10 protein-coding genes are annotated in these 12,011 nt (G+C 65.4%); 9 read left to right on the forward strand and 1 reads right to left on the reverse strand.

Annotated elements, in window-relative coordinates:
• The first annotated feature begins 16 nt into the window (after positions 1–16).
• Entirely contained in the window at positions 17–1,966 is a 1,950-nt protein-coding gene (dnaK, locus tag KW835_RS00695; protein ID WP_218380367.1) for a molecular chaperone DnaK, read from the forward strand.
• Positions 1,967–2,056: 90 nt separating this feature from the next.
• Positions 2,057–3,202 carry a molecular chaperone DnaJ gene (gene dnaJ, locus KW835_RS00700; protein ID WP_218380368.1) on the forward strand — a complete coding sequence of 382 codons (1,146 nt, stop codon included), beginning with the start codon at positions 2,057–2,059 and terminating at the stop codon, positions 3,200–3,202.
• A 37-nt stretch (positions 3,203–3,239) separates the two neighbouring features.
• On the opposite strand, the gene KW835_RS00705 is transcribed toward dnaJ, so the two are convergent.
• Complete coding sequence (locus KW835_RS00705) at positions 3,240–4,148, reverse strand: lytic transglycosylase domain-containing protein (protein WP_255593166.1); 909 nt, start codon at positions 4,146–4,148, stop codon at positions 3,240–3,242.
• 279 nt (positions 4,149–4,427) lie between these two features.
• On the opposite strand from KW835_RS00705, the gene KW835_RS00710 reads away from it, so the two are divergent.
• The 7 genes from KW835_RS00710 to asd all read left to right on the forward strand — a co-directional run bounded on the left by KW835_RS00710 (position 4,428) and on the right by asd (position 11,793).
• Positions 4,428–5,792 (forward strand): MBL fold metallo-hydrolase, encoded by a 1,365-nt coding sequence (locus KW835_RS00710; RefSeq protein WP_218380370.1) that lies wholly within the window; start codon positions 4,428–4,430, stop codon positions 5,790–5,792.
• Positions 5,793–5,931: 139 nt separating this feature from the next.
• On the forward strand, positions 5,932–6,909 hold the full coding sequence (locus tag KW835_RS00715) for a LysR family transcriptional regulator (protein WP_218380371.1): 978 nt from the start codon (positions 5,932–5,934) through the stop codon (positions 6,907–6,909).
• Positions 6,910–6,926: 17 nt separating this feature from the next.
• Positions 6,927–8,348 carry a 3-isopropylmalate dehydratase large subunit gene (gene leuC, locus KW835_RS00720; protein ID WP_218380372.1) on the forward strand — a complete coding sequence of 474 codons (1,422 nt, stop codon included), beginning with the start codon at positions 6,927–6,929 and terminating at the stop codon, positions 8,346–8,348.
• An 11-nt stretch (positions 8,349–8,359) separates the two neighbouring features.
• Positions 8,360–8,491, forward strand: coding sequence for an entericidin A/B family lipoprotein (locus KW835_RS00725; protein ID WP_063461163.1), 132 nt, complete (start codon positions 8,360–8,362; stop codon positions 8,489–8,491).
• A 12-nt stretch (positions 8,492–8,503) separates the two neighbouring features.
• Positions 8,504–9,154 (forward strand): 3-isopropylmalate dehydratase small subunit, encoded by a 651-nt coding sequence (gene leuD / locus KW835_RS00730; RefSeq protein WP_218380373.1) that lies wholly within the window; start codon positions 8,504–8,506, stop codon positions 9,152–9,154.
• A gap of 77 nt (positions 9,155–9,231) precedes the next feature.
• A complete protein-coding gene (gene leuB, locus KW835_RS00735; RefSeq protein ID WP_218380374.1) occupies positions 9,232–10,308 on the forward strand; it encodes a 3-isopropylmalate dehydrogenase in 1,077 nt (358 codons plus the stop codon).
• Positions 10,309–10,662: 354 nt separating this feature from the next.
• Positions 10,663–11,793, forward strand: a complete 1,131-nt coding sequence (gene asd / locus KW835_RS00740) for an aspartate-semialdehyde dehydrogenase (RefSeq protein WP_218380375.1) — start codon at positions 10,663–10,665, stop codon at positions 11,791–11,793.
• Positions 11,794–12,011: the final 218 nt, after the last annotated feature.

Raw genomic sequence — 12,011 nt, forward strand, 5'->3', positions numbered from 1 at the left:
ATCACGGAGAAAAATCATGGGAAGAATCATCGGCATTGACCTGGGCACCACCAACAGCTGCGTGTCCATCATGGAAGGCAACACCACCCGCGTGATCGAGAACAGCGAAGGTGCGCGCACCACGCCGTCGATCGTGGCCTACCAGGAAGACGGCGAGATCCTCGTCGGCGCCTCGGCCAAGCGCCAGGCCGTGACGAACCCCAAGAACACGCTGTACGCCGTCAAGCGCCTGATCGGCCGCAAGTTCACCGAGAAGGAAGTGCAAAAGGACATCGACCTGATGCCCTACAAGATTGTGGCCGCCGACAACGGCGACGCCTGGATCGAAGTGCGCGGCAACAAGCTGTCGGCCCAGCAGGTGTCCGCCGACATCCTGCGCAAGATGAAGAAGACGGCAGAGGACTACCTGGGCGAGCCCGTGACGGAAGCCGTCATCACCGTGCCCGCGTACTTCAACGACGCACAGCGCCAGGCCACCAAGGACGCTGGCCGCATCGCCGGCCTGGAAGTCAAGCGCATCATCAACGAGCCCACCGCTGCTGCCCTGGCCTTTGGCCTGGACAAGCAGGAAAAGGGCGACCGCAAGATTGCCGTGTATGACCTGGGCGGCGGCACGTTCGACGTGTCCATCATCGAGATCGCCGACGTGGACGGCGAAAAGCAGTTCGAAGTGCTGTCCACCAACGGCGACACCTTCCTGGGCGGCGAAGACTTCGACCAGCGCATCATCGACTACATCATCGGCGAGTTCAAGAAGGAACAGGGCGTGGACCTGTCCAAGGATGTGCTGGCCCTGCAGCGCCTGAAGGAAGCCGCCGAAAAGGCCAAGATCGAACTGTCGAACTCGGCTGCCACGGACATCAACCTGCCCTACATCACGGCAGACGCATCGGGCCCGAAGCACCTGAACATCAAGCTGACCCGCGCCAAGCTGGAGTCGCTGGTGGACGAGCTGATCGAGCGCACCATCGCGCCTTGCCGCACGGCCATCAAGGACGCCGGCGTGTCCGTGTCCGACATCCACGACGTGATCCTGGTCGGCGGCATGACCCGCATGCCCAAGGTGCAGGAGAAGGTCAAGGAGTTCTTCGGCAAGGAACCCCGCAAGGACGTGAACCCTGACGAAGCCGTGGCCGTGGGCGCCGCGATCCAAGGCCAGGTACTGTCGGGCGACCGCAAGGACGTGCTGCTGCTGGACGTGACCCCCCTGTCCCTGGGCATTGAAACCCTGGGCGGCGTGATGACCAAGATGATCACGAAGAACACGACCATCCCCACGAAGTTCGCGCAGACCTTCTCGACGGCCGACGACAACCAGCCTGCCGTGACCATCAAGGTCTATCAGGGCGAGCGTGAAATGGCCACGGGCAACAAGCTGCTGGGCGAGTTCAACCTGGAAGGCATTCCACCCGCATCGCGCGGCGTGCCGCAGATCGAAGTGTCGTTCGACATCGACGCCAACGGCATCCTGCACGTAGGCGCCAAGGACAAGGGCACGGGCAAGGAAAACAAGATCACCATCAAAGCCAACTCCGGCCTGTCGGAAGAAGAGATCCAGCAGATGGTGAAGGACGCCGAGCTCAATGCCGCGGACGACAAGAAGAAGCTGGAGCTGATCCAGGCCCGCAACCAGGGCGAAGCCGCCGTGCACAGCGTGAACAAGAGCCTGGCAGAGCATGGCGACAAGCTCGACGCGGGCGAGAAGGATGCCATCGCCACCGCCGTGAAGGCCCTGGAAGAAGCCCTGAAGGGCGAGGACAAGGCCGCCATCGACGAGAAGACCACCGCGCTGATGTCGGCCAGCCAGAAGCTGGGCGAGAAGATGTACGCCGACGCGCAGGCCGCGCAAGCGGCCCAGGGCGCGGCAGCCGGTGCCGACGCCGCTGGCGCCTCGGCCTCTTCGTCCAAGCCTGCGGATGACGACAACGTGGTCGATGCCGAGGTGAAGGAAGTCAAGAAGGGCTGAACGAGCCCCCGTTGACCCGAGCCGCCGCGCGAGTTTCCTGCAACAGGGGGCTTGCGCGGCGTTCCTGTTCCAACCGGGTTCTGAATCACCATGTCCAAAAGAGACTTTTACGAGATCCTGGGCGTTCCGAAGAACGCCTCGGACGATGAAATCAAGAAGGCATATCGCAAGCTGGCGATGAAGCACCACCCTGACCGCAACCAGGGGGATGCCGCCAAGCCTGCCGAAGAGAAATTCAAGGAGGCCAAGGAGGCCTACGAGATGCTCTCCGACCCGCAAAAGCGGGCCGCCTACGACCAGTATGGCCACGCCGGGGTGGACCCCAACATGCGCGGCCCCGGCGGCGCGGGCGCGGAAGGCTTCGGCGGCTTCGCCGAGGCGTTCGGCGACATCTTCGGCGACATGTTCGGCCAGCAGGGCGGGCGTGGGCGCGGCGCTGGCGGCCGCCAGGTGTACCGGGGCAACGACCTCAGCTACGCCATGGAAGTCACGCTGGAGGAAGCCGCGCGCGGCAAGGACGCGCAGATCCGCATCCCCTCGTGGGAAAGCTGTGATACCTGCCACGGCAGCGGTGCCAAGCCCGGCACCAGCGCCAAGACCTGCGGCACCTGCCAGGGCGCGGGCACGGTGCAGATGCGCCAGGGCTTCTTCAGCGTGCAGCAGACCTGCCCGCACTGCCGCGGCACGGGCAAGATCATTCCCGAGCCCTGCACCGCGTGCCACGGCCAGGGCAAGATCAAGAAGCAGAAGACGCTGGAAGTGAAGATCCCTGCCGGCATCGATGACGGCATGCGCATCCGCAGCACCGGCAACGGCGAGCCCGGCACCAACGGCGGGCCGCCAGGCGACCTGTACATCGAGATCCGCCTGAAGAAGCACGACATCTTCGAGCGAGACGGCGACGACCTGCACTGCCAGGTGCCTGTGAGCTTCATCACGGCAGCCCTGGGCGGCGAGATCGAGGTCCCCACGTTGCAAGGCAAGGCGGCCATCGACATTCCCGAAGGCACCCAGGCCGGCAAGCAGTTCCGCCTGCGCGGCAAGGGCATCAAGGGGGTGCGCGCCAGCTACCCCGGCGACCTGTACTGCCACATCGCAGTGGAGACCCCCGTCAAATTGACGGAGCACCAGCGCAAGCTGTTGCGCGAGCTGGAAGACTCGCTCAAGAAGGGCGGCGCACGCCATTCGCCCAGCGGAGAGAGCTGGACGGACCGACTGAAGAATTTCTTCAGTTGAACGGTCCCCTGCCGCCCCCTGCCAACCGCCCTCGACCTCACGGCCCGGGCGGTTTTTTCATGCGCGATGCGGGCTGCAGGGCCAGCCCCATGGCCTTGCCGGGCCGCTCGTGCTGCGGTGCACGGTAAAAGCCCAGGATACGGCGCACGTACTCCCGCGTCTCGCTGTAGGGCGGCACGCCGCCATGGCGCTCCACTGCTTTTTCTCCCGCGTTGTAGGCAGCCGAGGCCAGTGCCACATCGCCCTCAAAACGGTCCAGCAGCCAGCGCAGGTAGGTCAGCCCGCCACGCACGTTCTGCTCGGGGTTCCACACGTCGCGCACGCCAAAGCGCTCGGCCGTCTCGGGGATCAGCTGCATCAGCCCCTGCGCATTCTTGGGCGACAGCGCCCGGGCCTGGAAGTTGGACTCCGACCGCACGATGGCCAGCGCCAGACGCGGGTCCACCTCGAAGCGGGGTGCGAGCCGCTGCACCAGCTCGGCGTGGCGGCGCTTGTCGTCGGGCAGGTTGCTCACATAGCGGTCCACCACCTCCTGGGGCACGACCTCCTCGGCAGAATCGCGCACCTCCAGCCGGGGCGCCTCGCCCGTGGTGAGGCAATCGGGCAGTTGGTCGCCCGGTGCCAGGCCTTCGGCCAGGCTGCGCGCCTTCTCGTGCCCCCGTTGCGCCGCCAGGGCCAGCAAGGTGGCGGCGGCCGCGGGGTCGGGCACCACATCGCGCCCCCGCACCAGCAGGCGGCCCAGGCGGTATTGAGCCTCCACGCTGCCATAGCGTGCGGCATCGCAGTACCGCTGCGCGGCCCGGTGCGGCTGGCGCCGCACTTCGGCCTCGTAGCCCTCCTCCAGCCAGCGCGACAACACAGGAGGTTCGTCGGCCCATTCGGGCGGATCGTCCAGCGGCTGCGCGCGCACCTGCCACCCGCCAGCCAGCAAAACAGTTGCCAGCAAGGCGCCATGGGCGTGACGGGAATACCTGGTCTGCATACCTCAACCTGTTGGATAAAGGTCCCGCAAAAAACGGGGCATCAGGAGATGGGCTGCCCACTGTAGTACCGCCGCAGGATTTGCAACAGGAAAACATTGCCAGTGGTGAATTCTTGATCTGAGGCAAGAATCCGCCCGCCACCGGTAGCTCCCAGCCGCCCCGCGCCGTAGCATGAAAGCCCACCAGGCGGTCGTGGGGCCCCAATCCGGGGAAAAGGGAACAACGGGACACGGAACATCGGCATGAACGTCAACATCACCTTCCTGGGCGGCTCCGGCACGGTCACCGGCTCCAAATACCTGGTGCGCCACAACGGCAAGAGCCTGCTGGTGGACTGCGGACTCTTCCAGGGCTACAAGCAGCTGCGCTTGCGCAACTGGCAACCCCTGCCCGTCACGCCCCACCAAATCGACGCCGTGGTGCTGACCCACGCCCACCTGGACCACAGCGGCTACCTGCCCCTGCTCACCCGCGACGGCTATGCCCGCGCCATCCACTGCACGCCAGGCACGCGCGACCTGTGCACCATCCTGCTGCCCGATAGCGGGCACCTGCAGGAAGAAGACGCCGCCTTCCTCAACCGCCACCAGCTCAGCAGCCACCGCCCGGCACTGCCGCTCTACACCCGGCTGGATGCACTGCACTGCCTCAAGCAGTTCCAGACGCACGCCTTCCACAAGGCTTTCGAGCCCCTGCCCGGCTGGCGCGTGACATTCTCCCCGGCAGGCCACATCCTGGGCGCCGCCAGCGTGTTGCTGGAAGTGGGTGGCCGGCGCATCCTGTTCTCGGGCGACCTTGGGCGGCCGGATGACCTGCTCATGAACCCGCCCGACGCCCCGCCCCCGGCCGACACCGTGCTCATCGAATCCACCTACGGCGACCGCGAACACCCGCCCGAGGGCCTGTTGGATGAGCTGGGCCCCGCCCTGCAGCGCCTGGCCGCACGCGGCGGCACGGCCGTGGTGCCGGTGTTTGCCGTGGGCCGTGCCCAGGTGGTGCTGCATGCCATTGGCCTGCTCAAGGCACAGGGCGTGGTGCCCGCGTCGCTCAAGGTGTTTCTGGACAGCCCCATGGCCGTGAGCACCACAGGCCTGTTCCAGCATCACATGCAGGAGCACCGACTGAGCGGCCGCGAGGTGCAGGGGCTGGAGCATGGCGCCACCATGGTCCAGACGCCCGAGCAGTCCAAGGGCCTGGCCCGGCTGCACGGCCCCATGGTCATCCTGTCGGCCAGCGGCATGGCCACCGGCGGGCGCGTGTTGCACCACTTGGCGCTGCACGCGGGCGACCACCGCAACATGGTCATCCTGACCGGCCACCAGGCCCCGGGTACTCGCGGCGCGCGCCTGGCAGAGGGCGAGAAGACCATCCGCATCCACGGCCAGGACGTGGCCGTGCGCGCCGAAGTGGTGCGGCTGTCGTCCGCCTCGGCCCATGCCGACGGCAACCAGCTCATCGCCTGGCTGCGCAGCATGGGCCATGCGCCCGACCAGGTGTACGTGGTGCACGGCGAAATGGGCGCGGCCGACCACCTGCGCCAGCGCATCGCGCACGAACTGCGCTGGAATGTGGCGGTGCCGGAGCACGGCAGCACCTGCGTGGCCTGAGCACCGCCCAGTGCGCCGCAGGCCACCCGCCGACAGGCCACCCGCAGAAGGACAACCCCACCATCGCGCATGGCGATGGCGAATAACAAATAATGGGAAGAAAATAGCCATCCTTCTCTTTTCGAGAAGACACACCCCCATGAAAAGCTCAGAGCGCAGTTTTGCGCGCCGTATCGACCTCACCTCGCTGCAACTGTTTGTGGCGGTGTGCGAGCTCGGCAGCATCGGCCGTGCGGCCGAGCGCGAATTCATTGCGGCATCGGCAGTCAGCAAGCGCCTGTCGGACCTGGAAACCGCCGTAGACACGGCCCTGCTGTACCGCCACAGCCGGGGCGTGACCCTGACCCCCGCGGGTGAGAGCCTGCTGCACCATGCGCGCACCGTGCTGTTCGGCCTGGAGCGCATGCAGGGCGAGCTGAGTGAATACGCCGACGGCGTACGCGGCCATGTGCGCATGCACGCCAACATCTCCGCCATCTTCCAGTTTCTGCCCGAAGACCTGGGCGCCTTTGCGCGCGAGCACAGCCAGATCAAGATCGATCTGCAGGAGCACCTTTCCAGCGACGTGCTGCACGCCGTGCAGGAGGGCGCGGCCGATCTGGGCATCTGCAACATCGGCACCGCCAGCGTCGGGGGCAGCCCCGGCCTGCAAAGCCGCACCTACCGGTCCGACCGTTTGGTGCTTGTAGTGCCCTCCGGGCACGCCCTGTCTGCCCAGGCAGCTATCAATTTTGAAGAAGTCCTGGACTGGGACATTGTGGGCCTGCACGCCAACAGCAGCATCAGCCTGGCCATGCGCGCAGCCGCCGCCGCTGCAGGGCGGCCGCTGCGCCAGCGCATCCAAGTCACGGGGCTCGATGCCATGTGCCGCATGATCGACAACGGCCTGGGTGTGGGCCTGCTGCCCGACCGGGCGTTTGCACTCATGCGCGGCGTGGGCCAGCTGCAGGCCATCCCGCTGACCGACGCCTGGGCCCACCGCGAACTGAGGGTGGTGGCCCGCGACTTCGAGGCCCTGCCGATTACGGCACGCCTGCTGGTGGAGCACCTCGCGCCACAGCCCGAACCGGCGCCAGTGCACCCGGCCCCCGACACTAAAATCCAATCCCCCACCTGAAAGTAGAAAGCCACGCCATGGGACGCACCCTGTACGACAAGATCTGGGACGAGCATGTCGTCCACACGGAAGAGGACGGCACCTCCATCCTCTACATCGACCGCCACCTGGTGCACGAAGTCACCAGCCCCCAGGCCTTCGAAGGCCTGCGCGAGGCGGGCCGCAAGGTCTGGCGCATGAGTTCCATCGTGGGCACGGCCGACCACAACACGCCCACCACGGGCTGGGAGAACGGCTACGACGGCATCACCGACCCCATCAGCAAAGAGCAGATCACCACGCTGAACGACAACATGGCGACCATCTCGCCCGCTGCGTTCTTCCCCTTCATGCACAAGCGCCAGGGCATCGTGCACGTGATTGGCCCCGAAAACGGAGCCACCCTGCCTGGCATGACTGTGGTGTGCGGCGACAGCCACACCAGCACCCATGGCGCGTTTGGCGCACTGGCCCACGGCATCGGCACCTCCGAGGTCGAGCACGTGATGGCCACGCAAACCCTGCTGGCCAAAAAGGCCAAGAACATGCTGGTGCAAGTGGATGGCCAGCTGGCCAAAGGCGTGACACCCAAGGACGTGGTGCTGGCCATCATCGGCAAGATCGGCACGGCGGGCGGCACGGGCTACACCATCGAATTCGCCGGATCGGTGTTCCGCGCCATGAGCATGGAAGGCCGCATGACCGTGTGCAACATGGCCATCGAAGGCGGCGCGCGCGCGGGCCTGGTGGCGGTGGACGACAAGACGATCGAATACGTGAAGGGCCGCCCCCTGTCGCCCACAGGCGTGGAATGGGACCAGGCCGTGGCGTACTGGAAGACCTTGCACTCTGACCCCGACGCGAAGTTCGACACCGTGGTCAAGCTCGACGCCACCGACATCGTGCCGCAAGTCACCTGGGGCACCTCGCCCGAAATGGTGCTGGGCGTGGACGCCCGCGTGCCCGACCCCGACAAGGAAAAGGACGCCAACAAGCGTGGCGCCATCGAGCGCGCCTTGACGTACATGAACCTGCAGCCCGGCAAGCCCATCAACGACATCACCATCGACAAGGTGTTCATCGGCAGCTGCACCAACAGCCGCATCGAAGACATGCGCGAAGCCGCCGCAGTGGTCAAGAACCTGGGACGCAAGGTGGCCAGCAACGTGAAGCTGGCCATGGTGGTACCCGGCTCGGGTCTGGTCAAGGAGCAGGCCGAGCGCGAGGGCCTGGACCAGATCTTCAAGGCCGCAGGCTTTGAATGGCGCGAGCCCGGCTGCAGCATGTGCCTGGCCATGAACGCCGACCGCCTGGAACCCGGCGAGCGCTGCGCCAGCACCAGCAACCGCAACTTCGAAGGCCGCCAGGGCGCCGGGGGCCGCACCCATCTCGTCAGCCCCGCCATGGCCGCCGCCGCTGCGGTGCACGGCCATTTTGTGGACATTCGCCAATTCGCCTGAAGGAGCCCGCCATGAAGAAAATTGCCGCAACCCTCATCGCACTGTCTGCCGCCTTGCTGCTGGCCGGATGCAACACCGTCAAGGGCGTGGGCCAGGACGTTCAACGGGCAGGGGGCGCGCTCGAACGCGCCGCCAACAAGTAACACAAGGCAGCCATGCAGAAATTCACCGTGCACAAGGGCCTGGTGGCCCCGATGGACCGCGAAAACGTCGATACCGACGCCATCATCCCCAAGCAGTTCCTCAAGTCGATCAAGAAGACGGGCTTCGGCCCCAACCTGTTTGACGAGTGGCGCTACCTGGACAAGGGCGAGCCCGGCATCCCCGAAAGCCAGCGCAAGCCCAACCCCGACTTCGTGCTGAACCAGCCGCGCTACAAAGGCGCCAGCATCCTGATCGCGCGCAAGAATTTTGGCTGCGGCTCCAGCCGCGAGCACGCGCCCTGGGCGCTGGACCAGTTCGGCTTTCGCGCCGTGATCGCGCCCAGTTTTGCCGATATCTTCTTCAACAACTGCTTCAAGAACGGCCTCCTGCCCATCGTGCTGCCCGAGTCCACCGTGGCCCAGCTGTTCGACGAAGTGGCGGCCTTCCCCGGCTACGCACTGACCGTGGACCTGGAGCGGCAGGTCATCGTCAAGCCGCAGGGCGACGAGATTGCGTTCGACGTGATCGCCTTTCGCAAGTACTGCCTGCTCAACGGCTTTGACGATATCGGCCTGACCCTGCGCCAGTCCGACAAGATCAGGGCCTTCGAGGCCGAGCGGCTGGCAGCCAAGCCCTGGCTGGCGCATTCCATGGTGTCCTGAGCACCGGTTTCTGATTCAAAACGGCTTCTACCGCTTGATGGCCAAGCGGAATTAGCTATCAAAAGAGAAGCAATTCAATGAAAATCGCAGTCTTGCCGGGTGACGGCATTGGTACCGAAATCGTCGCCGAGGCCGTCAAGGTCCTGGAAGTGCTGGACTTGAACTTCGAAATGGAATCCGCCCTGGTCGGCGGGGCCGCGTACGAGGCCCACGGCCACCCGCTGCCCGAGTCCACCCTCAAGCTCGCCAAGGAATCCGACGCCATCCTGTTCGGCGCCGTGGGCGACTGGAAGTACGACAAGCTCGACCGCCCACTGCGCCCCGAGCAGGCCATCCTGGGCCTGCGCAAGAACCTGGGCCTGTTCGCCAACTTCCGCCCCGCCATCTGCTACGAACAGCTGGTGGGTGCTTCGAGCCTCAAGCCCGAGCTGATCGCGGGCCTGGACATCCTCATCATCCGCGAGCTCACGGGCGACATCTACTTCGGCCAGCCCCGTGGTCGCCGCACGGCCGTCGACGGCCACTTCCCCGGCAGCGAAGAAGCCTTTGACACCATGCGCTACTCGCGCCCCGAGATCGAACGCATCGCCCGCGTCGCCTTCGAGGCCGCACGCAAGCGCAACAAGAAGGTCACCAGCGTGGACAAGGCCAATGTGCTGGAAACCTTCCAGTTCTGGAAGGACGTGGTCATCGATGTGCACAAGGACTACCAGGACGTGGAGCTGGAGCACATGTACGTGGACAACGCCGCCATGCAGTTGGTGAAAAAGCCCAAGGCCTTCGATGTGATAGTGACCGGCAACATGTTCGGCGACATCCTGTCCGACGAAGCGTCGATGCTGACGGGCTCTATCGGCATGCTGCCATCGGCCAGCCTCAACAGCAGCAACCAGGGCCTGTACGAGCCCAGCCACGGCAGCGCCCCCGACATCGCAGGCAAGGGCGTGGCCAACCCGCTGGCCACCATCCTTTCTGCGGCGATGATGCTGCGCTTCTCGCTGAACCAGGACGAGGCCGCCAAGCGCATTGAAGCCGCCGTTCAGAACGTGCTGGAACAAGGCCTGCGCACCCCGGACATCTACAGCGAAGGCACGACCAAGGTGGGCACCTCGCAGATGGGCGACGCGGTGGTGAAGGCGCTGTCTGCACAGTAAGGCGACGCTCTCCTTCCTCCTCCCAAGCGCCGCACTGCGGCGCGCACCCGGTGGTCGCCTGTCTCGTGAATGCATCGGCCGGGCTGCGAAATGCGGTGTTTGTGGCCTGAAAATGCGGCTTCAAGGATCGATCCGCTACAATCGCGCCCATGTTTGCCGCCCGCCCGTTCGCCCAGAACACCGCTACTGCCGCCCTGGCAGGCGTGGCCGTGCGCGCAATCACCACCAAAACCACGACCATTAAGGGCTGACCCAGCTCCGGTATCGTCGTGCGCCCTCCCTGGCCCAGACGAGCCGGGGCAAAGGTCCAGTCCCGGTCGGGCACTGTTTCTTACACTGAAAAGGGGCGTTGAAATGAGCAAGTTGGTAGGGTTGGTCGGCTGGCGCGGCATGGTCGGCTCGGTCCTGATGGACCGCATGGAACAAGAGAAGGACTTCGATCTGATCGAGCCCATGTTCTTCTCCACCTCGAACGCAGGCGGCAAGGCCCCTGCCCACGCCAAGAACGAGACGGCTCTGCAGGACGCGTTCAACATCGAGGCCTTGAAGCGCTGCGAGATCATCATCACCGCCCAGGGCGGCGACTACACCAACGAGGTCTATCCCAAGTTGCGCGCCGCCGGCTGGAACGGCCACTGGATTGACGCCGCCTCCTCCCTGCGCATGGACAAGAACGCCGTCATCGTGCTCGACCCGGTCAACATGCCCGTGATCAAGAACGCGCTGGCCAACGGGGGCAAGGACTGGATCGGCGGCAACTGCACCGTGAGCTGCATGCTGATGGGCGTGGGCGCGCTGTACAAGGCAGGCCTCGTCGAATGGATGAGCACCCAGACCTACCAGGCTGCCTCGGGCGGCGGTGCCCAGCACATGCGCGAGCTGCTCACGCAGTACGGCACACTGAACGCCGAAGTGCGCTCGCTGCTGGACGACCCCAAGAGCGCCATCCTGGAAATCGACCGCAAGGTCATCGCCAAGCAGCGCGCGCTGACCAGCGCCGAAACCGCCAACTTCGGCGTGCCGCTGGGCGGCTCGCTGATTCCCTGGATCGACAAGGACCTGGGCAACGGCATGTCCAAGGAAGAATGGAAGGGCATGGCCGAGACCAACAAGATCCTCGGCCAGGGTGAAGGCTTCGATGCCGCCGCCGTGCCAGTGGACGGGTTCTGCGTGCGCGTGGGCGCCATGCGCTGCCACAGCCAGGCGCTGACCTTCAAGCTCAAGAAGGACGTGCCCGTGGCCGACATCGAGGCCATGATCGCCGCCGACAACGAATGGGTGAAGGTCGTTCCCAACAACCGCGAGGCCACGATCAAGGACCTCACGCCCGTAGCCGTGACCGGCACCATGACCATCCCCGTGGGCCGCATCCGCAAGCTCGCCATGGGTCCGGACTACGTGGGCGCATTCACCATCGGCGACCAGCTGCTGTGGGGTGCCGCCGAGCCCCTGCGCCGCATGCTGCGCATCCTGCTCGACGCCTGATCTGCCAACCCACCGAAAGCGCGCACCGCCCCTGGCCGTGCGCGCTTTTTTGCACCGACATGTTGACACACTCCGTTACGCCACGTTGGCAATTGGCAACATGGAAATGCCCCAAATTGGTGCGCATGCAGGCCTGTCAAAGCTTCGGCGCCACCTCAGCTTGTCAGTGCAAAACATTGATGCTATGGTGCTTTTTACATATTTTCACGCGCCGGGGC

This window comes from Acidovorax sp. sic0104 (assembly GCF_019219095.1).
Classification (GTDB): Bacteria; Pseudomonadota; Gammaproteobacteria; order Burkholderiales; family Burkholderiaceae_C; genus Acidovorax.